Below are 24,906 nucleotides of genomic sequence, written 5' to 3'. Positions count from 1 at the left end.
ATTATTTTGTTTTGACAATTTAAAGTTATAAATATTTCCTGTTAAAGGAATAAAACTACAGATATGATTGTCTATTAACTGCATTGGTGTGCTTATATCTGCCTGCTGATGTTAATAGTTGTTAAATGTTTAAGTTTAGGGACCTGTTGATCAGTTTTTTAAATAATTTCGAAGTCTAGTTTTAAAGAATCTATTAAAAATATATAATCATATTATGAAACGTTTTTTAATTATCGGTGGGGTTTTGCTTGCGGTGGCAGCACTTGTTGCTTTTAACATGATGACCACTAAAAAAGGTGATGTTGTTGTATATGCAGAGGTATTTGAGGGCCCTTTTGAAATATCAGTTTCTAACTCAGGAGAGCTTCTTGCAGAGAAATCTGTTGATATTTTTGGTCCATCTATCGGGCAAGGCGGTAATCAGCAAGGTGGGGGTGATCATGGAGGACAAAGACAGGGTGGCGGTATGGATATGCGTATGATGGAATTAAAGATCCAGGACATTGTTCCTGAAGGGACAGTTGTTAAGAAGGGCGATTTCATTGCTCAGCTAGACAGGTCGAGTTATTCCAATACTTTGAAGGATGCACAGGACCTTCTGAAAACATACCAGAATAATGTTGATATGAAGATTCTTGATACTGCAGTTGTTCTTACCAATCTTAGGGATGACATAAAGAATCAACGATATGTTGTGGAAGAGGCCACTATTACTCTGGCACAGTCAAAATATGAACCTCCTGCCACTATTCGTCAGGCAGAGATAGCTCTTGATAAAGCTCAGAGAAATCTTCACCAAAAAATCAGAGGATATGATTTACGCGTCGCACAGACAGCCTCTGAACTCAATTACCAGAAAATTCGACTCAGCAGGCAGGAAAGACTCGTTCAAGATCTTGAGGAATATCTTTCTCAATTCACGATCACTGCTCCTACCGACGGAATGGTAATTTACAAGAAAGAGAGAAACGGGTCAAAAAGAAAAGCAGGTTCACAGGTAAATCCGTTTGACCGTGTGATTGCCACACTTCCCGATCTTACCGCTATGATTTCAAAAGTCTATGTAAATGAGATTGAGGTCAGCAAAATCAAACCTGGCCAGAAAGTCGATGTTAGGGTAGACGCATTTCCAAAAAAATCATATACCGGAACCGTAACTACAATTGCAAATATCGGAGAGGTTCTTCCGAACTCCGATGCAAAAATGTTTGAAGTGCTTATTAAACTTGATGGCTCGGATCCCGATCTCAGACCAACAATGACAACTGACAATAAGATAATTATCAAAACATTTGATAATGTGATCTCTGTTCCTACAGAATGTGTAATGGCAGGAGCAGACAGTCTGCCATTTGTTTATGAGAAGAATAGAACAAAGCATATAGTCGTGCTGGGAGAATCGAATGAAAAGAATGTTATAATTGAGAAGGGAGTTGAGCCGGGACGTTCATTATACGTTATAGCGCCGGAAGATGCGGAGAATTTTAAACTTGTTGGGGAAGAACTTATTCCTATAATAAGGGAACGTAACCAGGCAAGGAAAAATGAGAATGCCAGATACAGAAAGGTAGTGAACCCTTAAGTGCTTTTGTTTGTTTAATGATTTGATGGACTAATGAGATTTCATTTAGAAAGATTATTAATTAAATTTGCGCATCAAATCATTAAAAATTGAAAAGACATGAGAAAAACTATTTTGACATTGGTATTGGCATTCAGTATTGTTTCACTTGCATCTGCACAGGAATATAAAACAGGTGTTGGTCTCAGAGGCGGATTTTCACAGGGATTAACAATCAAACATTTTCTTGGAGATAAAGCTGCTGTTGAAGGACTTTTAACAACCAGATGGGGCGGTTTTGAGATAACAGGTCTCTATGAAATTCATAATACTGCTTTTGATGTAGATCGCCTTAAATGGTATTATGGTGCTGGGGCACATATCGGTTTTTGGGATGGAAACAGTTCATGGGGTACGCTTGGTACATCCTATACTGTAATTGGTATTGATGGAATCCTCGGCATTGAATATAGTTTCAGTGAGGCTCCGATCAATATCGGACTCGACTGGAAACCAGCTATTAACCTTGTTGGATATTCAGGATTCTGGGCTGATGGTGGTGCCTTATCTATCAGATATATTTTCTAAGCCAGGACATATAAATATTTAAAAGGAAATAAGGGTGCTTCGGCGCCCTTATTTTTTTTATGTGTCTTTTGCGACATTGAATCGTAATTTAGTATATTTATAACATACTTTGTTTTATAACCTTATTATTGTAACAACTGGTATGAAAATTAGGAAGTATCTGATACTGGCAATACTCTCATTTCCTGTTAATTTCATACTGCATTCCTCATCTGCTGATACCACTTCAATTATAGACAACATATATAATTTTGATTTTCTAAAAGCAAATGAGAAGTTATTGTTGTTAAGTGAAAATGAACCTTTAAAATACCAGACTCTTAATCTTGAAGTAAAATGGTGGATGGCTATGGAGCGACAGGATAAAGACCGTTTCTCAGAGTTTCTGAAAACACTTGACAGGTTTGAAAAATATAACCCATCTGAATTATCTCTCATCATTTCTTCAACGTACAGAATGAGATACTATGCCTGCACAAACAAAGTGTATATGATTCCCGGGTTATTTCTTAAAGTCCACAGACAGGTCGGTAGCGCAGAAAAGGAAATACTTATATCTTCATGCACCGAAGAAAAAGAGCTGTTTGTGCTTTATAAATCATTGTTGGAACTTGTTCAAAACAGCTATTCAGTTAGTTGTTTGTTTTCAGGACATGATATTAATAACCGATTAATCGGGGATATTGAATCCATAATTAGCAATGGTTCATATTCCAACCGCGCAATAGGTAAGTATTTTCTTATGAAGTATTATCTTGACATTGAAAATAACAAGTCAAAGGCATTAGCCTACATAACTGAACTGAATGCACAATATCCAAGGAATTTAATTTTCTCTCAATTATTAACCAACAAATGAAATGCTTATGAAAAAGATTCTTTTCCTCTCATTACTCATTGCATTTACTGCAATTTGCGGTACAGCAGTGAATGCTTCAGGTTATACTGCCGATGATAACCTGATCGACCAGATGTTGACACAGGCTCCTGAAAGTACTGGTGTCCTTTTTAATGACCTGACATCCGGGGGACTCTCAGCAGCTTCCTTTGCCTCCAGTGACAAAAGTGCACCTGTAGCTTTACTTCTTGATTTCTTTTTAGGTGGACTGGGAGTTCATCGTTTTTACCTTGGAACTGAAGTGTTCACAGGAATAGGGTATATTCTTACCTGCGGTGGATTCTTCGGCGTTATGCCCCTTATTGATTTTGTTGTAATTATTATCAATATTGAAGATATTTCGAAATATGTTGATAATCCAAAGTTCTTCATGTGGTAATTCAGGAATAACGAATATTTATCAATAGAGGATAAGAATTAAGTATCTGGTATTTATGATACTTAGTTCTTATCCGTATTTAAGAATGCTGGCTTGCTGACTATGAATAAGATATTCACTGTTATTGTCTTAACACTATTTCCTGGTTGTTTTCTATTCTCACAATATAAGGATTGTGTAAGTGTGAGTCAGGAAACACAGGTGCTTACAAAGGGTACCAAAAGTGTTTTCAGATGTGATATTTTCTATAACAAAGAAAAGGATGCAATTGTAACGCATCATTACTACCCTGTAGAGTTTGTGAAGATGTCAAACAGGTTAGGGGAGATGAAAATTTATTTTCCTGAAACCAATAAAGTTACAATTGAGCAAAATCAGTCATTATCAACAACAAATGAATTATTGTATTACTTCATTAATAATAAGCTATCCGATCTGGGGCTATCAAAAGAAGGATTTAAACTGGCAAATACTGCAAGGGAAGAAGGTATGGTGGTTACTTACTGGCAGGCACCTGCGTCTCTTAAAGTTATTAATATGATTAAAATAGTCTTTAAAGATATTCTTCCTATATATGCCGAGTATCGTGGCCCGGATGGGAATATACTTAAAAAGATATTTTACAGTAGATACACAGATTATCAGTCCTTTAGAATTCCTCTCCGCGTTACGGAGATAACCTTCGATGATAAAAAAGACTCGACGATAAGACTATCTGTTTTCTCAAATGTTCGTACAAAGGACTTTCCGGAGAACAATTATTTTAATTTTAAAATTCCGGAAAATGCAAAAATCGGTAACTAAAGTTATTCTGATCGTATTCCTTATTTCATTTTCAGGATTTATATATGGACAGGATAGTTTGTTTATTTCCGATATAGACGTAGTAAGGGTTAGTTTATTGTTTTCAAAACCGGAGAAATCAAGAAGATCATATATCTATAAGGATGAACCCTTAATAAAGAAACTGAATCCGATAGGGTGGGTGTTTGGAGGCACTTTATACTTCTACCAGAATGTTCTTTCAAAACACATTTCAGCAGATTGTCTTTTCTTCCCCAGCTGTTCAGATTTTAGCAAAGAGGCAATCAGAGAAACCGGACTGATACGAGGTACTCTTCTTACGATGGACCGTCTAAGCAGGTGCAACAGGATTGCAGCACATGATCTGAAAAATCAGACCCTGGATCCGGTCTCCAATAAGTATCCAGATCCTGTTTCCAGACATATCAGAAAGTCAAATGATCATGATGATCAAAAATAATTCACTGATTAAATATGCTCTGTTAAGCTGGTTTATTTCATTTGAGGCAATAAGCTTATCCCAGAATTCTGCCGGCTGCGACCTGCAGTTCATTAATCATCTCGTAAACAGGGGATACTATAAGGAAGCAATATTTTTGCTCGATTCAACAGATTGCTCCCTTAATCAGTCGAATGATACTGTTTTTTATCTCAGAGGCTGGAGCCTTTATTCATTGAAGCAATTATTGAGATCATCAGAAAACCTCATTAAAGTTGACCCTTCATCTGAATTCTACCTGAAATCACATTTTTTTGCCGGATACAACTATTTGCATGCCGGCAATTATGACCTGGCGTTTAAGACATTATCAGATATTCAGATTACTCAAACCAGGGAACTTTCTCTCAGAAACTTTGAATTGGCAGGACTCTTCCTTCTCCAGGGTAATTATATAAAGTATGATGAATCAGCAGGCCTGGTAAACAGAAGTCAGTACGAGATCTCTGAATCGTTTGATAATCTTTATAAAATATCTGAAAATCTAAAGAGCCATAAAAGAAAGTCACCATTTGTTGCCGGATTATTGTCAGGAATAATACCGGGGTCAGGCAAGTTCTATGCCGGGAAGAGAGGTGAGGCAATTACGACTTTTATTTCCACAACCGGGCTTGGACTTGTAACAGCAGAATCAATAAGGAAGAAGGGACTGAAGAGTTTCAGAACAATTGCTTTTGGTACTGCCTTTGCATTCTCATATGCAGCCAATATTTATGGAGCTGTAATGACAGTTAACATTATTGAAACAGAATATAACGACAATGTTAAGAACTCGATACTTTTTAATCTGCATATTCCTATCAGGAATAGTTTCGACCGGTAGGTTAGATGCATCAGACTATTTCAGGGACGCTCTCCGATATTATAATGAGGGTAAGTACTTTGTTGCTTCTATTGAATTTGAAAGAGCCCTCTTTTATGAAACCGACAATAGCAAAATTGCCACCTGTAAATACTACAAATCATTGTGCTACAGAAAGGCTGATGAAGTATCAAAAGCTCTTGATGAACTCAACGGCATAAACCTGTTTAACCTGCCTGATTCTCTTATGTTATTAATACGCTATGAAGGAGCCTTGTGCAATTATCTTATCGGCGATCCCGAAAAGGCAATCTGGCTTCTTGATGAACTCAGGCTTAGTAACCGGGATACTTCCGAAATTCTAAACATTTTACCTCTTAATGTTTTATGCCTGAATTCAATACGGAAATGGGAAGATGCTCACAATCTGTTAGATTACCTGATAGTTAATTCTGATATCACAGAACCGGAAAAGAAAAAATTAGCAGAAGAAATTGATGAGATTTACATTGATAATAAACTCCCTAAATTCAAAAAGCCTTCTAAAGCAGAAAACCTTTCAAGATTCATTCCCGGTTCAGGACAGGTTTATTCAGGAGCAGTCGGCGAGGGATCATTTAATTTTCTGATGAATGCATCAATACTCGGATTTGCAGCATATGAATTTTATACTCATTATTATTTTACCGGGTATTTTGTTGGATTGGGATTATTAAACAAGACCTACAACGGAGGAATTCGCAGAGCCGGGATAATTGCAGAAAGAAGAAATCAGAAAAGTATGGATGACTTTAATCTGCGGATTTCTTCAATCTTGACCAGGTTATAAATTTCCAGTAATTTCTTAATTTTATTAATTAAATACAGATGTTAACTAACTCACCAAACACATTATGATATGAAAAGAACTCTTTTGTTGATCTTAATCGCAGTACTGGTGCCGTATCTTGCAAGTTCCCAGTCCCGTTTTAACGGACTAGATATGAATATGGGAAACCTTTACAGGCTGTCAGATGCCAAAACACGTTCTATAAGTCCTGAGAATTTCTCAGGAGAAAAGGGCCAAGCAGGAATGGCTGATCCTGCTGATAAGGATAAGCCTAACACAGCAAATGCATTCAATGCCGCACGAGACCTGGGTCAGGGATGGAAGGTAAATCCGTTTGTAAGGATTAAACCCGGAGAGACCTTTACAATGGCAGATATAACCGGCCCGGGAGCTATTCAGCACATCTGGATGACACCCACAGGCAAATGGCGTTTTTCGATTCTGAGGATCTACTGGGATGATGAAACAGAACCTTCTGTTGAGTGTCCTGTAGGAGATTTCTTCGGCATGGGATGGAATGAGTACTCGCCGCTGGTATCAGCAGCCATTTGTGTAAATCCAGGAAGTGCATTTAACTCTTACTGGGTAATGCCATTCAGGAAAAAATGCAGGATAACTATGGAGAATGTCAACGATGCTGATGCCATGACACTCTATTATCAGGTTGACTATACTCTGACTGAGGTACCGTCTGATGCAGGATATTTTCATGCCCAGTTCCGCCGTTCAAACCCAAATGAATCATCTGTCTATACTATTAATGACGGGATAAAAGGAAAAGGGCAGTATGTAGGTGTTTACCTCGCATGGGGTGTTAATAATAACGGATGGTGGGGAGAAGGTGAAATTAAATTTTATATGGATGGTGATACTAAGTTTCCAACAATTTGCGGAACAGGAACAGAAGATTATTTCTGCGGCTCATATAATTTCGACCGTGAAGGAAAGTATACCGAATTCTGTACTCCATATGCCGGGCTGCCTCAGGTGATCAGGCCAGATGGAACATACAAATCGCAGCAAAGATTCGGATTATACCGCTGGCATATTATGGATCCGGTAAGGTTTGAAACAGATCTTAAAATCACAATCCAGGATCTGGGCTGGCACCAGGGAGGTAGATACCTGAAACAGCAATCTGATATTGCATCAACATGTTTCTGGTACCAGGCAGAGCCCCATGCAAAATTTCCTAAAATGCCTGAATGGCAGAGGCTCGAGGTAAACTAGTCTGGCGTTCAAATACTACGGTTGCTTAGACCCTAAGTTGTCTTGTTTCACAATACCAGATATAATTAGGTACTGGGCAAGAATGTAGGTTGACATAATTGCAATTCCGGAGTATGTGAATTGAGCATAGAACTTATTGATTGAAATAAGAGAATCGGACAATACAAAGAGGATTGCTCCGCATAAGACTGCTATATAGCTGATTTTGTTAACTCTGTCCATACGGTTTATTGCGGCTGCTACCATCGACAATATTACCGCAGCATATAATATTACCGGAACCTTCATTCCGTCAAGGTTTTTATATAGAATTGCAACTAGTGAAGATCCGAATAAGAGAAGTGGAAGAAGAAGGTAAATCTTTCTGAAGAAGACAACACTTTTTCCCGGGATCCTGCTAAATGCCACAATATACATGATCTGGCTTAATAGAAAAAAGGCAAGTCCGGGGATAAAAGAGAAATCTATTGCAACATCGCCTGCCCATGAAAGTAACAAGGCTGCAAGAACCGGGATTTTAATATCTTTCCTGACGCTGATTAAATAATAAATTATAAGAGTTGGGATTATCATACCTTTCAGCCCTACTCCCAACCAGAATGGCAGAAGATTGTCTGTCAAAGTGTAAACAGTCCCTATAAAGAAATAAATAAAAGTAATTGTCTTTGGTTTCATAGGTCTCTTGATTTTCGGGGTCATGATATTATTTCCCACCCGTTCACAATAGCTTTTCTGCGAAGTTTCTTATCAGGATCTACACAAACTGGATTACCAACAATGCCCAGAGCAGGAAGATCAGCAGTGGAATCGCCGTAATACCAGGAGGTTTTTAGGCTTGTGTTATTTATTTCACAGTAACTGGTAAGACGTTCAACTTTCGCTTCATTGAAACAGAATGAACCATCTGGTCTGCCGGTGAAAATTCCATTTTCAGTTTCGAGTTGTGTGCAGATTACATCATCCATGTTTAGATACTCAGCTACAGCGCTGCATACCGGGAATACAGACGAAGATAGAATAACAACTCTTGCTCCGTTCTTTTTATGAAGCCTGATTTTTTCCTCTATCAGAGGACGAATTGATTTTTTAAGCCGGGAATTGAAAATCTCTGCAGCGAGTTCCTTTAATTCAGATTCCTTTGTTCCCTTAAGCCATCTGGTAATAGTTTTGATAATGATAACAGGATCTTTAAGCTTTAACTTGTATAACAGGGAGAGGTATGTGCCCCATAGAACATAACGTTTGGATATGAGCCCATTCCTGTATGCCTGCTGGATTAGGATCTTCCCGCTGTTTTCACTTATTATTGTGCGATCGAGATCGAAAAATGCAATATATTTTATGCCCGAATGGCTAACATTTGAAGAAGTGGTTTCCATCTGGGTTATAAATTAGATTCAGCGCTGAAGGTATAATTTTTACATTAAAAGATGTAGCAAAATTCAGCTCGCCATCTACATGGAATGGCACCTTTCCGGGGAATTCCAGGTTTATTCCGGGAGTCTGGTAGTAATTTACTTTGGGATCGGTAACATGCTTTCCTTCAGGAACTTTTAGCAGAATGCTGAATCGCTGGAGCAAAGAGAGTTTCTTAATCATGCATACATCCAATAATCCATCATTGGCAACTGCTTTTGGTGTCAGGAAAAAACTCCCGGCAAACCTTCTTCCAATCGCAATGGTATTAATAAAACAGTCAGTCTCATGTTTTCCCTCATTTGTTATTACTATCATCCTTTTTTCTCTGAAAAAGAGAAGGGTTTTTATTATATGCCATATGTACTTATGTTTTCCTCCCAATTTGACCTTACCGGGTTCAGTGTAATTCTCGGCAGCAACCTGGGCATCAAAACCAAGCCCCATCCCGTTAAGGAAAATCATGTCGTTACACAATCCTGCATCCATTGCAATAACATTGGCTTTGAAGAAGATATCCCATTCTTTCTCATCAAAACGGTTGTGGAATCCGGGGATCTGTATAAAGTCATTGCCTGTGCCTGCAGGAATAAGTCCGGTTATCACATCTTTCTGATTAATTAGCGGCCGGGCAATTTCATTAAATGTTCCGTCACCGCCTACGCCTATTATATGCCCGAATCCTTTTTTCAGGCATTGCTCTGACAATTCAGTGGCATGTCCGCTTCTCTCGGTGATCATTAATTCGGCATCAATATTATGCTTCTTTATCATCTCTTCCAGCAAGGGTATAAGGGTTTTAGCAAAACCATTACCTGCTATCGGATTGATGATGAAAGCCCACCTTTTGTTTTTTATTTCCATTTTTGTTTAAATATAAATCATTTAACCAAAAAGGGCACGAAGAGCTTAATTAGTTGATTCTTCCTTTGTGTTCTTTGTGTGCACTTAGTGTCCTTTGTGGTTAAATATTTTCAATATTAGTCTGATAATATTTTCTATTTATAAGCTGATTCAATTATCGATTTTACTGCTTCGATAATTTCAATATCTGTCTTTTCTATTAAATCTTCTCTTTTTATAGGCTCATGTATAATTACTTCCAGCCTGGAATCAAAATCTATCGATGCCCTGTTCTTAGGCTTGAGTTTGTAAAAACCATTTAAAGTAACAGGTAATATTCCGATATCCGACGTACGGAACAGATATATAAATCCCTTATAGAAATCGTTTATCTTTCCATCCAGAGTCCTGGTGCCTTCTGGAAATATTGCTACTGTATGTTCCCTCGATTTCAGGACAAGCTGTTCGAGCATTTCCTTTGTATTCCTGACTGTTGGCTCTTTAAAAGGAACATAATCAGTCATTCTGAGTATCATACCGAACAGAGGCACTTTTAACAGCCGTTCATGACCAAACCAGGATATTCCTGAATAGATCGACATAATTGCCACGATGTCAAACAGGCTTGCATGATTCGCAACAAGTATGTAGCGTTGGACTTTATTGATATTCTCCCTGCCCTGTACATGCAGTTTTTTCCCTATAATTATAAAGACCGATTTGGCCCAAAACTGTGAAAGCACCCTGATTGGCCTTTTCATTCTTAGAAAGGCAAAGACCAAGATTATAAATACCCCGATTGCCGTGTAGCAATAAAGTACTCCAAATAATAGTATTGAAATAACTGCGTAGAATTTTGAACGCATTGAATGTGATTAATAATTGCCGGATGAAAATAACTATTTTTTTTATCATAAAAATAAGTAGAGTGATTTATAGCATTATAAGCCTTAATTCAACTCTTTTTCATAATTTTATAACTAACCATAAACCTGATCTTTTTCATAACAACACCAAACTGATACCCTTATGAAAACAAATGAAGAATTCAGCCGCCGTAAATTCATCTCTACATCTGCATTAGCAACTCTGGGGACGATAGGAGCATCTCAATTACTATCTTCATGTACCGATGGAGGTACTAAAAAAGAGGAGATCAAACTGCCTGAGCTGCTTACCAGCGCTCCCGACGGGAAAGTATTGAAAGCAGGACTTATTGGATGTGGCGGACGTGGTACAGGTGCCGCAATTAACTTTCTCGATGCCGGTCCAAACCTCGAAATAGTTGCTTTGGGCGATGTCTTCCAGGACCGTCTTGATAAATGCAGGGCTGAACTAAAAACTCAGAAAAACGTAGAGATCCCTGACGAGAAGTGCTTCCTCGGATTTGATAATTATGAAAAAGTTATTGATTCAGGAGTAGATATTGTTTTGTTATGCACACCTCCTCACTTCCGGCCGCAGCATGTAGAGGCTGCAGTAAAAGCTGGTAAACATATATTTATGGAGAAACCGTGTGCTGTTGACCCAGTAGGTGCCCGTTCTGTTATGGTCTCCTCGGAGAGAGCCAAACAGCAGGGACTTTGTATTGTTAGCGGCACAATCAGGCGTGTTCAGAAAGATTTCATGGAAACATGGAGAAGAGTACAGAACGGCGCAATAGGGGAGATTGTAAGTGCACATATAATCCGCAACGGAGGGTCATTGTGGGTCATCAAGAGACAACCTGGAATGTCTGATATGGAATATATGCTTCGCAACTGGGCAAATTTCTGCTGGCTTTCGGGCGATCATATAGTTGAACAGTTTATTCATGAAGTTGATGTAATGAACTGGTATATAGGTAAAAACCCTGTAAAAGCAATGGGCTGGGGCGGACGTCAGCGAAGGATCACAGGCGATCAGTACGATTTTTTCAGTGTTGAATATCTGTATGAAAACGGCATGCACACACATTGTGCTGCACGTCAGATTACTGGTTGCAGCAACCTGACAAAACAGCTAATTACAGGAACAGAGGGGTTTGCAAATGCAAAAGGTCAGATTTATAACCTCAAAGGGGAGGAGATATGGAAGTATCCGACACCCGAAGAAGGTTCGACAGATCCAACATGGAAGGTTACAGATCCTTATGTTCAGGAACATATCAATCTGGTTACTGCCATCCGAAGAGGAGAATACCTGAGTGATGCTGAGGCACAGATAAATTCAACACTCATAACTATCATGGGACGTATGTCGGCATATACAGGAAAAGATGTTACCTGGGAAGAAGTTATGAACTCCGACATGTATCTTGGTCCAAAGACCTATGCGTTTGGCCCCGTTCCCGGAATTCCTGAAACAATACCTGTAATCGGAGCAGAACCTAAAGCCTAAAAATATTGCGGATTTCGGATTGCGGATTGCGGATTGAAAACGAGCTGAATTTAGCAATGAAATCCGAAATCGAAAATCCGAAATCCGAAATTCACGATTCACCATAAATAAACTGAACTATGAATAGACGACAATTTACCAAAAATACAATGCTGGCTTCGGCTATGCTTTCAGCTTCTTCATTACCGCTATTCTCAAAATCCTTTTCTCCTGCTGAACGGACTCTGAAAAAAGGAATAATGTGGGGAAGCATTGGCTTTGGACAAACAATAATGGAAAAGTTCCAGGCTGCAAAAGCTGCCGGATTTGACGGTGTTGAGGTTATGAGTCATCTCAACAGGGCTGAGGTCCTGAAAGCCCGCGACGCTACAGGACTCACTATCCCAAGTGTCTGTGGAACAAACCACTGGAAGTTCACGCTTTCTGATCCCGATCCTGCAATCAGGGAGCAGGGACTGGCTTCGCTTAAGTTATCCCTCGAGGATGCTGCAGCATATGGTGCTGATACAGTATTACTTGTTCCCGGCCGGGTTAGTGAAACAGTTACATATGATGAATGCTGGACACGATCAGCAGAGGAGATTAAAAAAGTAGTTCCGATGGCAATAGATCTTAAGGTGAAAATTGCACTTGAGAATGTATGGAACAACTTCCTCATCAGCCCGATGGAAGCTGCATCATTTGTTGATCAGTTTAAAACAACATTCGTCGGGTTCTACTTCGATTGCGGTAATATTCTTATATATGGGTGGCCTGAGCAATGGATAAAAATCCTTAACAGACGAATAGCGAAGGTTCACATTAAGGAATTCAGCCGGAAGATTGCCGACACGCAAGGCAAATCAGCAGGATTCAAGGTGAACCTGCTTGAAGGCGATGTTAACTGGGCAAATGTTATGAAAGCCCTCGATAATATTGGTTATGGAGGCTGGACAACAATAGAGCAGCCGGGAGGTGGTACTCCCGAAGGATTGAAAGACCTCTGCGACCGTCTGATTAAGATTCAGGCAAGCTGATTATTTTATCCCTGAATTGCTTACAAAGGAAATCTGCTTACTGTCAGGAGACCACGATGGTACGTTAATGGTACCCTGTCCTCCGTACAGGTAAGCTATTACCTTTGGTTCGCCGCCTGTAACAGGCATCAGTCTGAGCATTACCCGTTTATTAGCAGGATGACTGTTCGGCTCAATGTCGGGAGGGAATGAGATAATAGCTATCCATTTTCCATCAGGAGATATATGAGGAAACCAGTTGTTGTACTTATCGAATGTAAGCTGCTCCCTTCCTGATCCGTCGGGTTTTATACGCCAGATCTGCATCGTCCCGGTATGCTGGCCGTTATAATAGATGTATTTTCCATCAGGCGAATATTCACATCCGTCAACATGTTCACCCTCCTTGATATCGGTTAACTGAACCTCTTTTCCACCTTTTATCGAGTTCCGGTAAATGTTATAGATTCTTTTCCCGTTACGCTGAGCAACATAAACGACTTCTTTATTATTAGGTGCCCATCCATGCCAGTATGAAGGTGTCTCCGGGGTTATCAGAGTTGGCTCTCCTCCAGTGATCGGAACAACCCAAACAGCAGAGCCTGTCCCAACTGTCCCTTCTCCTGAACTGCTTATTGCAAGTAACTTGCCGTTGAAGGATATTCCATGGTCATTATTGTTTCTGACTACTTTGCCGGTGTTAAGTTTCTCCAATTCACCACCCTCAACAGGAATCTTGTAAATGGAACCTCCCATGTTGAAAAGAAGTTTCTTGCCGTCGGGCATCCAGTTGGGTGCCTCAAATGTTCCGTCTTTTTCCCATATTACTTTTCTTTTCCCGTCGAATACATTAACTGTTTCCATTCTGCATCCTACCGGACCGAATTTTGCTGATGTGTAACCATCCGGAACAGGTTTGTCTATTCTCAGGTTCCATATTTTCACTTCTTCGGATACATCTGGATTATGAGAGCAGATAAACGGACCTGCCAGCACTTCTTCCGGAAGATTCTCCATTTCGTGAGAACCAATTATATCAAATGGTTTACCATAATGAGCAGCTCTCATTGTAATCAGCTTTCCTGTGCGTTCAATCTGAATAACATTATATGCTGAGTCTTTTGCAAATATCTCATCCTGAGGGTCTCTCATTGCTGCCCCACTTGATGCTCTCCACTGCAGAGCAGTCAATCCGTCACCATGTAGTGTAGCAGTAGCATGCATTGCCTTTTCATCAGCAGATTCCCTGATCATAAAGCCTGTTTTCCTGTGAAGTTCTTTGCCCTTGCCAACAAATTCAAAATTTGCTGTCATGATAAAATCACCTTTAATCTTATTGTACAGATAATGAAATTCATCTCTCTCAAACCAGATATTGTATCCGGCACCTTTCAGTGTATAGGCCTGTTCAGCATTATTATACAATGCAGAGCCGGCGATTTTCGGATTGCCGATATCACTGCTGTTCTGAAAGACTCCGGCAGGATTATTCTGTGCTGATACTGAAATCAGTATTAGACTTAATACAAGGATCAGTGATGATTTCATATTTAAGCAGGTTTTAAAGTCTTAAAATCGGATGAATATTTTTTGAAACGCATTAATAAACTCTTTAACCAAATATATACAAGTAATGGAAAAACAACAACCACCAGTTTATTGTAGTAGAAAGCATTTTCGAACTGAAAATGAATCACAGAAAGAATAGCTCTTGTCATTCCGCAACCTATACATTCATTACCGGTAATATTCTTATACAGGCAGATCGTATGCTGATCCTTTATCCAGTCAAGAGGTATAAAATATAAAACCACCGGAACCATTAAGATTCCGGTAGTAAAAAGAATCCCGGAAAAACTTCTATCTCTTAACCAGAAGATTTCCTTTTGCATCTTTGAAGTTACCGACAATAATAATAATGAAATCTACAAGTGTCCAGATACCACAACCTCCAAGAGTTAATATCTGAACTACCCCGATTGCTGTATGGCCTGTGTAGAACCTGTGTACGCCAATGAATCCAAGGAAAAAGCATAACAAAAGTGTAGTCAGCCAATCTTTTCCCTCACCGTTCTGGGGATTTTCTCCTTTGAGACTGACTCCGCATTTCATGCAGATTGTTGAGCTGGCATTTGTTTCAGCTTTGCAGTTGTGACAATATCTGTCACCTGCTTTAGGTGGTGTTCCACAAGATACACACATAACGGCTTTTTCGGAAACTTCGTTTCCACAGTTTCTGCAATACATAGTTCTGGTTTTTAAGTACTCATTTAGTTTTAGTGCTGCCAGGTTTTATGTGGCTGCTGGTCTCCACTATTTTAGGCTGATTAAAGATACAATAAAAATCTGCTGCAATCAGATATAATCGTTAATATATTCTCTGATTTTTGATGTAAAAAGAAGAAATTCGACTATTTTGGTATCAGAATTGTCAGACCAGATTAAATTTTTATACCACGATTCTGATTAAATGAAGAACTATGAATGAGATACTTAATAAAATTTCGCTTTGCGTTGAGTTCGGGAAGATAAATAAAGTTTCTCCTTATCCTCCTAATATGAAGGATCAGGATGGAGCTGATGAGTTGACCAGAAGGGCATTGGATGAAGGAGTAAGCCCTGGTGAGATACTCGAAAATGCATTAGTGCCGGCTATGGAAAAGGTCGGGGAGAAGTTTACACGTAAGGAGATTTATGTGCCGCAGATGCTTATGGCTGCCAAAGCAATGAACAGCGCCCTGGTACATCTGAAACCCTTTTTTCAGTCAGGAGAAACAAAACGAAAGGGTAAGTTTATAGTCGGTACCGTTTCAGGTGATCTTCATGATATAGGTAAAAATCTGGTTGCGATGATGATAGAGGGTGGCGGATGGGAAGTTATAGATCTGGGAGTAGATGTAGGAACCGAGAAATTTCTGAAGGCTCTTGACGAACATCCGGGGGCTGTAGTAGGATTATCTGCGCTTCTTACAACCACAATGGAGAATATGAAAAAAATAGTCGCCGCAATAAAGGAGAAGCATTCTGACTCAAAAATTCTTGTAGGAGGTGCTCCTGTAACAATGGAATATTGTCAAAAAATCGGGGCTGACTTTTATTCCCCCGATCCACAGGGTGCTGTTAATTACCTGAAGCAATTAGTGTCATAACATGTTTAATTTATGCAAACAATCCTGAGAGGCAGAGAAGTTGAAGTAGTCATTGATACAAAAGGGCCGGTTGTAATTATAGGGGAGTGTATTAACCCGACACGAAGGAAAAAACTTGTTTCCACCTTACAGGAAAATAATTTTGAATATGTCCTTGAACTTGCTGATAGTCAGATTAAAGCCGGGGCTGATGTTCTCGATGTAAATGTTGGGTTTCCGGGAGTGGATGATGTTTCTATGCTGCCTGCAACAGTACTGGCTCTTAATGAAAAATTTGATATCCCTCTTTGTCTCGACTCTCCAAATCCAAAAGCAATTGAGGCTGCATTAAAAGCAGCCACAGGAAAATGCCTCATTAATTCCGTGAATGGCGAAGAGAGGTCTTTAAACATACTTCTCCCGATAGCCAAAGAGTATGGAGCTGCAATTATTGGATTAACGATGGATGAGAACGGGATAACAAATGATCCGGAAAAAAGACTCCGGATTGCCGAAAAGATAATGGAAAGGGCCGTTAGAGCAGGCATCAGAATGGAAGATGTTGTTATAGACCCCCTTGCCATGGCAATCAGTGCTGATCCTGATGCCTGTATGGTAACTCTTGAGACAATAAGATTAGTACACAGTAAACTTGGATTGAATATCACCATGGGATCGAGTAACATATCCTTCGGACTGCCAGGCAGAGAAGTTTTGAATTCAGCTTTCATGACATTATCAATACTGAACGGGCTCACGTGTCCGATTGCAAATCCGGAGAAGATCACGGCTGCCGTAAGGGCAACAGATCTTATTATGGGCAGGGATGATTATGCAGTGAGGTTTGTTGAACATTTCCAGTCTGGAGAATTTTAGTATTTCACCAATATAAATAGCATGTCGGTAATTAAACCTGCACGCAGATGGCAACCGGCTTTTTACCCGTTTAAAAAGGAAAAACTCAGCAGGAGGATACTTGCAAAAACGGAGTTAATGGTCAAGGGGCCACTTTTTGGCTGCCGTATGTGCGGAAACTGTCTGCTCCAGGAGACTGCTTTCATTTGCCCGATGGAGTGTCCAAAAGGTATAAGAAACGGACCATGCGGTGGTATTACTCCAGATAAAATGTGTTATGTTGATAGAACCAGAAAATGTATCTGGTATGCTATATATAAAAGAGCACTTAAAACCGGGAGGGAAGAGATGCTGATGGAAGTTCTTCCTCCTCTCGACTGGGATAAGACCGGTACTGAAACATGGGGTGATGTGGTGCGACAGGTTAAAAAAGTCGGTACCGGTAAATTTGTTTCATCTCTTTTTTTAAAAGATCAGATAGCGAAAGACGAGGTGTGGGCATCAGTTTTCAAAACTATCCGTCAGCCTGAATGGTGGCAGGGCGACTCAGAATACCATCCTGCCAGGAATGCTGAGCCGGTATCTGAGCTGGAGAAAAAGTTGCGCTCAGGGGAATTTGTTGTGGCAACGGAGGTCTCTCCGCCGGTTGGTTCAGGAACGGATAAATTTGTGAGAGATCTGGAATCAGTAAAACAGTATGCTACAGCAATTAATTTTACAGACTCCTCTTCCGCACGTCCTAAAATGTCTTCCATTGCATGTTGTAAAGTGGCTCTGGATCATGGAGTTGAGCCGGTATTTCAGATTGCTTCGCGCGATATAACCCGTACAGGTCTGCAGGCAACCGCTGTAGGTTTAAATGCAATTGGTATTAAAAATGTTCTGTGTCTGACAGGAGATAACGCTGTTGTTGGATCATCTCCAACTTCTAGCATGAATATTTTAGATGTTGATTCAGTGCAGATGCTGTGGATACTCAGAAGAATGCGCGATGATGCCATATACCTCGATGGAAGGCAAATGAAGAATCCTCCCCGGTTTTTCCTGGGAGCTGCTGCATCACCGTTTGCTTCAGATCCTGAATTGCAGGCTATTAAGGATCATAAGAAAGTAAATGCAGGGGCCCAGTTTTTCCAGACAAACCTTGTTTTTGAGCCTGAGAAACTCGATCCATGGCTGGAACAACTTTATAAGAGAGGTGTTCTTGATAAGGTATTTATTCTCATAGGTATTGCACCGCTGAAAAGTTATAAGGTTGCAGAATATATAAACACAAAGGTACCAGGTGTAAGGGTCCCTGAAAAAATTCTGAAACGGATGGAGAAAGCCGGAGAGTCAGCACCGGAGGAGGGCATCCGGATTGCTTTGGAAATGATCAGTGCAGTTAAAGGAAAACAGGGTGTTAACGGTATTCATATTATGACATTGGGTTGGGAGGCAGCGGTTGAGAGGATTGTGAAAGAATTATGAAAAACAAGATATTTCAATTTGACTTTAAGGATCTGAAACTTAGTGTTTCGCAGATAGAGAATGTCATTGGTTTTAATGAAGGTGATGACCGCGAGTTTGTTATCAGCCTAATAGATGAAGTCCTTGCTGAATCTTCAGAGATTGCAAATGTCAGGGCACAATATTGCCTGTTCGAAAGGATCAGTTTTGAAAATGAATCTAAATCAATCTCGATTAATGATATCACTTTCAATATTAAAAACATTGTTTACCAGCAGCTTAAGAAATCTGAATCTGTTGCACTTTTTATGTGCACTGCCGGTGAAGAGATAGGAAAGAGAAGCCGGAAATATATGCATGAAAGAGACCTGCTTCGTGGTTATATCTATGATGTTGTTGGCAGTGAAATAGCTGAAGCAGCAGCCGATCTGATGCAGGATGATCTTGGAAAATCAGCTTCAGAATCTGGATTGAAAATTACAAACAGGTATAGTCCCGGGTATTGCGGCTGGAATGTTAATGAGCAGCATAGTCTCTTTAGTCTTATTCCATATAATTATTGTGGTATAAGGCTTACTGAATCAGCTCTGATGGATCCAGTAAAGTCTGTTAGCGGCATTATTGGAATTGGTTCAAAAGTAAAAAGCAATCCGTATACATGCAGGATGTGCGATATGAAGGACTGTATTTACAGGAAAGTCAAGGAGAGAAAGTAATGAAATCCTTAATATTTTTGTAACCCATCCCCCGGCCCCTTCCCTTAAGAGTAAGGGAAGGGGTGTCGCAGGTATTTCGAAAATCACAGCCTCCTTCCCTTATTGTCTAAGGGAAGGGTTAAGAATTATCTTTCGTTTTTATATTTCTCGAATGCCTCTGCAATCTTAGCCTGATTGTGATCACCTGAATGAACAAGTACCCTGTACCGAAGTGTTAGTACAGTTCCCTTTTTCATAAAGGTATCAGTTTCATTTGCAGGCCAGTACATTGGTGTTGGCGACATAAAGCCGTAATCGCGCGTGAACCATGGGGATGGGTACCACGGGTTCGATGGATGCTGAAAAATAGCCAACCCCTCAATCGCATCCCCTCTTTTTCCATAAAAATCGATCCATGGGGAGCTCTTCCCGAAAGTGTCTTTTTCACTTTTTGATCCTTCAGCATTAATCATAGTACCACCATTCTTAACAGAGAGATCTGCCGCCATCCTGGCACTGAACAGCGAATGATTTGTTTTTTTGATAGTAACATCAATAAGCATCTCCATTACTATTTCAACATCTATCTGACTCATGGTAGCCGAAGGTGAGGTTATCAGGATCTTTCTAGTATCCTTCACCGGGGATATTGCACCCGGACGGCTCCATATGCACTCATCAGTTATTAGAACCGTATCGCCACCCTGCTTTTGAATCTGTGCATTGACTGAGATTATTCTTCCCCGTTCAAGTCCTTCCTGCCAGTAGTTTCCACCATTTACCAGATCGCAGCCAAAAAACAGAGAGCTGTGATGAGGGTATTCACCGTTACGCATAGATGTTACAGAACCCCCTGAAACAGGACCGTTCACAGGATAGAAAAAAGGATATTTTTCATCGTTTGAAAAGATGTAACTGGTGAAATATTTATTCCCTATCGTTACATTAATTTTTGAGCCAACCTTCTCGGCTGTAATTTTAGCTGCCGATATTGGTAAAACAATCATCAGACCGGCAATAACCAGTGTCCAGAAAAAAAGCCTTTTCATAATCTTATTATTCAGCAAGTTACATTTTAATATAATCGGTTCCGTAAGGAGCCCTTTGCGGGCGCGACAGAGTCTTATTGGCTTCAGCATCATTGCCGAATTTTTCAGCAATAGGATCCCATGGAAGTTTTCTTCCAAGTTTCATAGCAGTATGAGTTATTAGGCATATTGTACATGCGCGATGGCCTAATTCGACAGGTGATATTGGCTCTTTTCTCGATTTTATACAATCGAGCCAGTTCCCGTGCTGATTGTCAATCTTATAAAGATGAATCTCATTCTCCTTTATTTCTGATGTAAGGATTTTTGGATCGCTTGCAGTTAGTGATCTTGCGTTTCTTCCTGCAACAACAGGATCGCTTGCAGAAGCTGTATAGTTACCGCGTGTAACAAAAATCCAGCCTTCTGTACCTTCGTACCTGATGCCATTCGGATAGCCTCCGCTTGTGTACATTGTGATGCCATTTTTATATTCTGCTTTTGCCATGAAGTCACCATGAACATCCCACATACCTGATTTAGGAAATTCAGCAACAGCTTCAATAGAAATCGGTCCGGTTAATTCTGTATCCATACCCCATGCAGCTGAATCGAAGTGGTGCTGTCCCCAGCCAGTTATCATACCTGCTCCGAACTGTTCGCATCTTAGCCATCCCGGTCTGTCAGTCAGACTATTCTGAGGATGTACACGGGTTTCTGTATAGTAGACCTCAGGAGTTGATCCCAGCCATGCCTTGTAATTAAGGTTTTTTGGTATTGGCATTTCTGTAGTTACCGGACCCGGTGGGTCGCCGGGCAGACCTATTTTAACTGTATGAAGCTTACCAATCCTTCCGTTTCTCACAAGTTCTGCTGCAATTCTGAACTGAGGCATTGCACGCTGCTGCGTACCGACCTGGAGAATGACTTTTTTCCTGAGTACCACATCCCTTAGAAGTTGTCCTTCTTTAATAGTAAGTGAAGTGGGTTTCTGTACATATATATCTTTGCCTGCAAGAGCAGCCTCAATAGCCGGTTGGGAATGCCAGTGGTCAGGAGTGGATATGATTACTGCATCTATGCTTTTATCGGCTATTATTTCGTGATAATCTTCGTATGTTTTAACGTCAACATAACCGGGACTACCTGTTTTTTTTGTATAAAAATTCTCAATATACTGTTTCCCTTTCGCCACCCTGTTCGAATCCCAGTCAGCTACCGCAACTACCCGTGCAACATCATAAGGAAGTGTTTCTGTCAGATCGTGACTACTGGCTATCCTGCCAAATCCAATCTGTCCTATGTTAATTTTGTCACTCGGCGGGTTTTTCCCGATGACACTTGAAGGGATAATTGTAGGAAATCCGCCAAATGCAACTGACGACAGGAGAGTTGCCTTTACCGAATTATCGATGAATTTTCTTCTGGAAATATTCTTTGTCTCTTTTTTCATCTCTTTGATATTTAAAGTGATACAATTATATTTTACTGCTAAGTGGTTTGTAGAAGCTTTCAGGCGGACCGAGATAGCTTGGTTTTAAACCACCGGAATTTACGATAATTTTCTGCAATACTACACCAGGATCGACCATAAAAATTTTGAGGGTATGGTAACCGGGGTTGTTTATTATATGTTTTGACTGACTGAATCTGGCATTATCACTAACTGTTTTCTCCCAGTCGGTATTCCGGTTCTGGGCATTATATTTTTCAGGAACGAGTGTAATTACCTGAGGTGTTTCATTATCGAAAGAGATCGCATATTGCATCGCCCTTCCGGCCATAAAATTAAGCGTAGGGGAGAAGATTGAAGTTATATCAAATGTACCGGTATTAAAGAAATATATCTGATATTCCAGGCATGGAGAATCGTTTCCGGGAACAGCGGGAGCAGCCTCAACCGGACCTTCAGCCCTCATAGCAGACAGAGTGTGTCCGTAATCTTCAATTACAGTCCACTTCCGTTCACCGGCATTGTTGAGCTTTGTATAGTGTTCCGCCTCAATTGAAACAACTCCCTCCCCCTCAACAAAACCCTGAAGAGTTTCAGGAGTTATCTCATCCGGATTAAAAGCATTGATCCTAACAGATACCTCTTTTCCTGTACCTGAGATTTTTATTGTTCCGGTGTTTCTGCCTTTTGGAACTGTCTCCCAATTGACTGATATCCATAGCCGTTCATCAAATCCAAACGGGCCTTTATATTTGCTAATTATAATCCATGGTTCAGCAGAGGTGGCACTGAACTCAAATTCTGTTTTTCCTTTATTAAAGATGTCGATATAATGTTTTTGTTTATTGAATATATCAAAAGGAGGCAATTCGGGACTTGTTTTAGCACCTGGCCATACAGCTTCAGATCCCTCCACTGATACTCCCATCGAGGCAGTTTTTGGTATTACCGGTTCTTTAAGTTTTATTGCCCGCAGGCTATTCGTTGGAGGATCTACCCAGCTTGTATATCCAAGATGAGACTGATCCATAAAGTGAGCCCATCTGCCATCGGCAAATTCGCGGTTATAATATGCCATCAGACTTGTATCGGCTTCAAATAGTCTTCGCGTTTGGGCTGCCAGGGCTACTGTACTTGCTCTTCCCTGTCTTGAGTAGAGATCATTTTTTCCGGCCGCCAGATATAACTCATTTACTATAGCACAGGCTCTGACTGGAAATAGTACAAGCTGATAAAATGCATCCTGCATCTCAGACGGGATCTTATTGAAAAGATCAGAAGCTTTTCTTGCAAGTGCTTTATAATCATCAACTACCCTTTCCGCTTCATTGTAATTAGTCTGACTGTAAGTTGTTGGCGACAGTAGCTCCGGTTTACGCCGGCCATTAAATTTTGTATAAGCAGAAAGAAATTCTGCTATCTCTTCTGAGTATTCATCTCCAAATTGCTCCCCGGCCCATTCCTGAGTGAACTCATTTATATTGTTATTTGTGTGTTTATCAGTATTCCATGCCAGATCGAGAAAATATTCTATCGGTAACTCATAACCTTTGAAGTGTCCGACATTAACTATCCAGATCCTGTCGGCTCCGTACTGTTTTGCCAGCGACATCTGGTCCCAGATCTTGGCTATAGGGCTGGTGTTCAGCCACTGGTAGCTTCTTGGACCTCCATGATAGTCGAAGTGATAATAGATTCCTGCGCCTCCGCTTCTTTTCCTTTCCTCCGCTGTTGGTAGCCGGCGAATGTTCCCCCAGTTATCTTCAGCCCAGAGAAGAGTCACATCTTCAGGGACCCTCATTCCGGCGTTATAGTAATCCTGCACTTCCTTGTACAGGCACCATAACTGAGGTATTTTGGTTATATCAGGGTTGATCTCTTCAGTAAGTATTTTTCTTTGTACACCAACAATTTTTTCAAGCATTGTCATGTTAGCCGGCGGTCCGCCCGGTGCCATTTCTGTGTCGTTAGCGCCTCTTAATCCAATCGTTACTATGCTCTCATAATCTTTATTTCTTTTTATGCCTTCGCGCCAGAAAGCCTCCAGAATATCAGGATGTTTGGCATAGTTCCAGGTACCAATGGTTTTCTGATAGCGACGGTCCCACTCTTTTTGTGCCCTTAGCATCGGTTCCTGGTGTGAGTTTCCCATTACTATCCCGTATTCGTCGGCCAGTCGCGGATTATCAGGATCATCCTCGTTGAATGCATTATTCCACATTGCGGGCCACAGGTAGTTTCCCTTCAGTCTCAGAATAAGTTCAAAAAGCTTTGTATAAAATTCCTTTCCGTAGTTGACAACTCCTCTGGGCATGGGAGGATTTGTTCCAACAGGCACACTTCCATATTTTTCCCTCACCCAGTTTGTCAGATCAGGAGCCTCGTCATTAAGAAATATTCCCCTGTATTTTACCGAAGGGGAACCTTGTACAAATCTTCCCGGCAGGGTATAAAGTGCATTCTTCTTTATTACCGGAACATCAGCCCACCAGTACCAGGGCGAGACGCCAATCTGTTTGGAAACTTCATAAATGCCATATATAGTTCCGCGTTTATCGCTTCCTGCAATAACAAGGGCTCTTTTAACACCTTTAAATGGTTTCTTAACAACCTGTATAACAAATGTTTCCCAGTTACCAGCTACACTATTGACATCAAGTTTTTTATCACTCACGAGCTTATCTATAAGCGGACTTTTTCCAATAGTACCGGCTATAATTATCATTTTGTTACCGGAATACTCATCAGTAAGCAATTCAGGAGCTATTGAGGTAACTTTACCAATGTCAGACTGAAGGTCTTTGAAAGCCCTGATTACCCCCGGCCACTCTTTTGAGCTGATTAACAGAGGTGTAGACTTACCCTCTGCAGATATTGCAAAATTCTTTTTCCCTTTTGCAGTCGAGATAAATGTCTCATTTCCAGAGTTGTCTTGCCCATTGATAAATATCAATGGCAGTATTGATAAAAGTATGAATAACAATAATTTACGCATCTTGTTTTTGTTTTCTCTGTGTAACTCTGTGCCTCCTCCGGATTTTCTCTGTGTAACAAAAAAGAACTGACACAGAGAGA

The 24,906-nt window shown here is 40.3% G+C and carries 25 protein-coding genes; 15 read left to right on the top strand and 10 right to left on the bottom strand.

The annotated features are described in order from the left end of the window. Positions 1–214 precede the first annotated feature (214 nt). The 9 genes from IPJ16_15990 to IPJ16_15950 all read left to right on the top strand — a co-directional run bounded on the left by IPJ16_15990 (position 215) and on the right by IPJ16_15950 (position 7,590). The gene (locus tag IPJ16_15990; protein ID MBK7628671.1) at positions 215–1,582 is read left to right on the top strand and encodes an efflux RND transporter periplasmic adaptor subunit; all 1,368 of its coding nucleotides are present in this window, start codon (positions 215–217) and stop codon (positions 1,580–1,582) included. 99 nt (positions 1,583–1,681) lie between these two features. Then, positions 1,682–2,149 carry a hypothetical protein gene (locus IPJ16_15985; protein MBK7628670.1) on the top strand — a complete coding sequence of 156 codons (468 nt, stop codon included), beginning with the start codon at positions 1,682–1,684 and terminating at the stop codon, positions 2,147–2,149. A 142-nt stretch (positions 2,150–2,291) separates the two neighbouring features. Further along, positions 2,292–3,008, top strand: a complete 717-nt coding sequence (locus IPJ16_15980; GenBank protein ID MBK7628669.1) for a hypothetical protein — start codon at positions 2,292–2,294, stop codon at positions 3,006–3,008. Positions 3,009–3,015: 7 nt separating this feature from the next. Beyond that, positions 3,016–3,426 carry a TM2 domain-containing protein gene (locus IPJ16_15975; GenBank protein MBK7628668.1) on the top strand — a complete coding sequence of 137 codons (411 nt, stop codon included), beginning with the start codon at positions 3,016–3,018 and terminating at the stop codon, positions 3,424–3,426. Between the two features lie 102 nt (positions 3,427–3,528). Then, positions 3,529–4,230 carry a hypothetical protein gene (locus IPJ16_15970; protein ID MBK7628667.1) on the top strand — a complete coding sequence of 234 codons (702 nt, stop codon included), beginning with the start codon at positions 3,529–3,531 and terminating at the stop codon, positions 4,228–4,230. Continuing rightward, positions 4,211–4,690: a membrane protein insertion efficiency factor YidD gene (yidD, locus tag IPJ16_15965; protein MBK7628666.1), complete on the top strand. Its 480-nt coding sequence runs from the start codon at positions 4,211–4,213 to the stop codon at positions 4,688–4,690. The genes IPJ16_15970 and yidD overlap by 20 nt, the downstream gene beginning before the upstream one ends. Then, entirely contained in the window at positions 4,674–5,552 is an 879-nt protein-coding gene (locus IPJ16_15960; GenBank protein ID MBK7628665.1) for a hypothetical protein, read from the top strand. Before yidD ends, IPJ16_15960 begins: the two co-directional genes overlap by 17 nt. Beyond that, positions 5,491–6,360: a hypothetical protein gene (locus IPJ16_15955; GenBank protein MBK7628664.1), complete on the top strand. Its 870-nt coding sequence runs from the start codon at positions 5,491–5,493 to the stop codon at positions 6,358–6,360. The genes IPJ16_15960 and IPJ16_15955 overlap by 62 nt, the downstream gene beginning before the upstream one ends. Positions 6,361–6,429: 69 nt before the next feature. Next, the gene (locus IPJ16_15950; protein MBK7628663.1) at positions 6,430–7,590 is read left to right on the top strand and encodes a DUF2961 domain-containing protein; all 1,161 of its coding nucleotides are present in this window, start codon (positions 6,430–6,432) and stop codon (positions 7,588–7,590) included. A gap of 15 nt (positions 7,591–7,605) precedes the next feature. On the opposite strand, the gene IPJ16_15945 is transcribed toward IPJ16_15950, so the two are convergent. The 4 genes from IPJ16_15945 to IPJ16_15930 all read right to left on the bottom strand — a co-directional run bounded on the left by IPJ16_15945 (position 7,606) and on the right by IPJ16_15930 (position 10,715). Next, complete coding sequence (locus tag IPJ16_15945; protein MBK7628662.1) at positions 7,606–8,265, bottom strand: lysoplasmalogenase; 660 nt, start codon at positions 8,263–8,265, stop codon at positions 7,606–7,608. Between the two features lie 20 nt (positions 8,266–8,285). Beyond that, positions 8,286–8,969, bottom strand: a complete 684-nt coding sequence (locus IPJ16_15940) for an HAD-IB family hydrolase (GenBank protein MBK7628661.1) — start codon at positions 8,967–8,969, stop codon at positions 8,286–8,288. After that, entirely contained in the window at positions 8,944–9,870 is a 927-nt protein-coding gene (locus IPJ16_15935) for a diacylglycerol kinase family lipid kinase (GenBank protein MBK7628660.1), read from the bottom strand. The genes IPJ16_15940 and IPJ16_15935 overlap by 26 nt, the downstream gene beginning before the upstream one ends. Before the next feature lie 134 nt (positions 9,871–10,004). Further along, a complete protein-coding gene (locus IPJ16_15930) occupies positions 10,005–10,715 on the bottom strand; it encodes a 1-acyl-sn-glycerol-3-phosphate acyltransferase (GenBank protein MBK7628659.1) in 711 nt (236 codons plus the stop codon). A gap of 232 nt (positions 10,716–10,947) precedes the next feature. On the opposite strand from IPJ16_15930, the gene IPJ16_15925 reads away from it, so the two are divergent. Both IPJ16_15925 and IPJ16_15920 read left to right on the top strand, forming a co-directional pair. Further along, positions 10,948–12,228 carry a Gfo/Idh/MocA family oxidoreductase gene (locus IPJ16_15925; protein MBK7628658.1) on the top strand — a complete coding sequence of 427 codons (1,281 nt, stop codon included), beginning with the start codon at positions 10,948–10,950 and terminating at the stop codon, positions 12,226–12,228. Between the two features lie 119 nt (positions 12,229–12,347). Continuing rightward, positions 12,348–13,244, top strand: coding sequence for a sugar phosphate isomerase/epimerase (locus tag IPJ16_15920; GenBank protein MBK7628657.1), 897 nt, complete (start codon positions 12,348–12,350; stop codon positions 13,242–13,244). On the opposite strand, the gene IPJ16_15915 is transcribed toward IPJ16_15920, so the two are convergent. From IPJ16_15915 to IPJ16_15905, 3 genes are read right to left on the bottom strand one after another with little or no spacing between them, the layout of a single operon-like run. Continuing rightward, positions 13,245–14,771 (bottom strand): PD40 domain-containing protein, encoded by a 1,527-nt coding sequence (locus IPJ16_15915; GenBank protein MBK7628656.1) that lies wholly within the window; start codon positions 14,769–14,771, stop codon positions 13,245–13,247. It lies immediately after the preceding gene. 2 nt (positions 14,772–14,773) lie between these two features. Beyond that, on the bottom strand, positions 14,774–15,115 hold the full coding sequence (locus IPJ16_15910) for a DUF2752 domain-containing protein (protein MBK7628655.1): 342 nt from the start codon (positions 15,113–15,115) through the stop codon (positions 14,774–14,776). After that, positions 15,084–15,470, bottom strand: a complete 387-nt coding sequence (locus tag IPJ16_15905; GenBank protein MBK7628654.1) for a TM2 domain-containing protein — start codon at positions 15,468–15,470, stop codon at positions 15,084–15,086. Before IPJ16_15905 ends, IPJ16_15910 begins: the two co-directional genes overlap by 32 nt. Positions 15,471–15,703: 233 nt before the next feature. Between IPJ16_15905 and IPJ16_15900 the strand changes: the two genes are divergently transcribed. The 4 genes from IPJ16_15900 to IPJ16_15885 are packed head-to-tail and all read left to right on the top strand — an operon-like array spanning position 15,704 to position 19,371. Continuing rightward, positions 15,704–16,372 carry a corrinoid protein gene (locus tag IPJ16_15900; protein MBK7628653.1) on the top strand — a complete coding sequence of 223 codons (669 nt, stop codon included), beginning with the start codon at positions 15,704–15,706 and terminating at the stop codon, positions 16,370–16,372. A 12-nt stretch (positions 16,373–16,384) separates the two neighbouring features. Then, positions 16,385–17,227, top strand: a complete 843-nt coding sequence (locus tag IPJ16_15895; protein MBK7628652.1) for a dihydropteroate synthase — start codon at positions 16,385–16,387, stop codon at positions 17,225–17,227. Between the two features lie 21 nt (positions 17,228–17,248). Beyond that, positions 17,249–18,676, top strand: coding sequence for a methylenetetrahydrofolate reductase C-terminal domain-containing protein (locus tag IPJ16_15890; protein ID MBK7628651.1), 1,428 nt, complete (start codon positions 17,249–17,251; stop codon positions 18,674–18,676). Next, positions 18,673–19,371 (top strand): methionine synthase, encoded by a 699-nt coding sequence (locus tag IPJ16_15885; GenBank protein ID MBK7628650.1) that lies wholly within the window; start codon positions 18,673–18,675, stop codon positions 19,369–19,371. Before IPJ16_15890 ends, IPJ16_15885 begins: the two co-directional genes overlap by 4 nt. Positions 19,372–19,496: 125 nt before the next feature. Here IPJ16_15885 and IPJ16_15880 read toward each other — a convergent pair whose 3' ends face one another. The 3 genes from IPJ16_15880 to IPJ16_15870 are packed head-to-tail and all read right to left on the bottom strand — an operon-like array spanning position 19,497 to position 24,826. Then, positions 19,497–20,399, bottom strand: a complete 903-nt coding sequence (locus IPJ16_15880) for a PmoA family protein (protein MBK7628649.1) — start codon at positions 20,397–20,399, stop codon at positions 19,497–19,499. A 19-nt stretch (positions 20,400–20,418) separates the two neighbouring features. Beyond that, positions 20,419–21,831 (bottom strand): Gfo/Idh/MocA family oxidoreductase, encoded by a 1,413-nt coding sequence (locus tag IPJ16_15875; GenBank protein ID MBK7628648.1) that lies wholly within the window; start codon positions 21,829–21,831, stop codon positions 20,419–20,421. A gap of 25 nt (positions 21,832–21,856) precedes the next feature. Then, entirely contained in the window at positions 21,857–24,826 is a 2,970-nt protein-coding gene (locus tag IPJ16_15870) for a glycosyl hydrolase 115 family protein (protein MBK7628647.1), read from the bottom strand. Between the last annotated feature and the right edge of the window lie 80 nt (positions 24,827–24,906).

The organism is Bacteroidales bacterium, from assembly GCA_016709865.1.
Taxonomy (GTDB): domain Bacteria; phylum Bacteroidota; class Bacteroidia; order Bacteroidales; family VadinHA17; genus LD21.
Note: the sequence above shows the minus strand (reverse complement) of the source record. Positions and strands in the feature narration are given on the sequence as shown.

Bases quoted from the DNA above. Each gene is read 5' to 3' on its own strand.
- IPJ16_15990 (MBK7628671.1), top strand. From the start codon at position 215: ATGAAACGTTTTTTAATTATCGGTGGGGTTTTGCTTGCGGTGGCAGCA.
- IPJ16_15985 (MBK7628670.1), top strand. From the start codon at position 1,682: ATGAGAAAAACTATTTTGACATTGGTATTGGCATTCAGTATTGTTTCA.
- IPJ16_15980 (MBK7628669.1), top strand. From the start codon at position 2,292: ATGAAAATTAGGAAGTATCTGATACTGGCAATACTCTCATTTCCTGTT.
- IPJ16_15975 (MBK7628668.1), top strand. From the start codon at position 3,016: ATGAAAAAGATTCTTTTCCTCTCATTACTCATTGCATTTACTGCAATT.
- IPJ16_15970 (MBK7628667.1), top strand. From the start codon at position 3,529: ATGAATAAGATATTCACTGTTATTGTCTTAACACTATTTCCTGGTTGT.
- yidD (MBK7628666.1), top strand. From the start codon at position 4,211: ATGCAAAAATCGGTAACTAAAGTTATTCTGATCGTATTCCTTATTTCA.
- IPJ16_15960 (MBK7628665.1), top strand. From the start codon at position 4,674: ATGATGATCAAAAATAATTCACTGATTAAATATGCTCTGTTAAGCTGG.
- IPJ16_15955 (MBK7628664.1), top strand. From the start codon at position 5,491: ATGTTAAGAACTCGATACTTTTTAATCTGCATATTCCTATCAGGAATA.
- IPJ16_15950 (MBK7628663.1), top strand. From the start codon at position 6,430: ATGAAAAGAACTCTTTTGTTGATCTTAATCGCAGTACTGGTGCCGTAT.
- IPJ16_15945 (MBK7628662.1), bottom strand. From the start codon at position 8,265: ATGAAACCAAAGACAATTACTTTTATTTATTTCTTTATAGGGACTGTT.
- IPJ16_15940 (MBK7628661.1), bottom strand. From the start codon at position 8,969: ATGGAAACCACTTCTTCAAATGTTAGCCATTCGGGCATAAAATATATT.
- IPJ16_15935 (MBK7628660.1), bottom strand. From the start codon at position 9,870: ATGGAAATAAAAAACAAAAGGTGGGCTTTCATCATCAATCCGATAGCA.
- IPJ16_15930 (MBK7628659.1), bottom strand. From the start codon at position 10,715: ATGCGTTCAAAATTCTACGCAGTTATTTCAATACTATTATTTGGAGTA.
- IPJ16_15920 (MBK7628657.1), top strand. From the start codon at position 12,348: ATGAATAGACGACAATTTACCAAAAATACAATGCTGGCTTCGGCTATG.
- IPJ16_15915 (MBK7628656.1), bottom strand. From the start codon at position 14,771: ATGAAATCATCACTGATCCTTGTATTAAGTCTAATACTGATTTCAGTA.
- IPJ16_15910 (MBK7628655.1), bottom strand. From the start codon at position 15,115: ATGCAAAAGGAAATCTTCTGGTTAAGAGATAGAAGTTTTTCCGGGATT.
- IPJ16_15905 (MBK7628654.1), bottom strand. From the start codon at position 15,470: ATGTATTGCAGAAACTGTGGAAACGAAGTTTCCGAAAAAGCCGTTATG.
- IPJ16_15900 (MBK7628653.1), top strand. From the start codon at position 15,704: ATGAATGAGATACTTAATAAAATTTCGCTTTGCGTTGAGTTCGGGAAG.
- IPJ16_15895 (MBK7628652.1), top strand. From the start codon at position 16,385: ATGCAAACAATCCTGAGAGGCAGAGAAGTTGAAGTAGTCATTGATACA.
- IPJ16_15890 (MBK7628651.1), top strand. From the start codon at position 17,249: ATGTCGGTAATTAAACCTGCACGCAGATGGCAACCGGCTTTTTACCCG.
- IPJ16_15885 (MBK7628650.1), top strand. From the start codon at position 18,673: ATGAAAAACAAGATATTTCAATTTGACTTTAAGGATCTGAAACTTAGT.
- IPJ16_15880 (MBK7628649.1), bottom strand. From the start codon at position 20,399: ATGAAAAGGCTTTTTTTCTGGACACTGGTTATTGCCGGTCTGATGATT.
- IPJ16_15875 (MBK7628648.1), bottom strand. From the start codon at position 21,831: ATGAAAAAAGAGACAAAGAATATTTCCAGAAGAAAATTCATCGATAAT.
- IPJ16_15870 (MBK7628647.1), bottom strand. From the start codon at position 24,826: ATGCGTAAATTATTGTTATTCATACTTTTATCAATACTGCCATTGATA.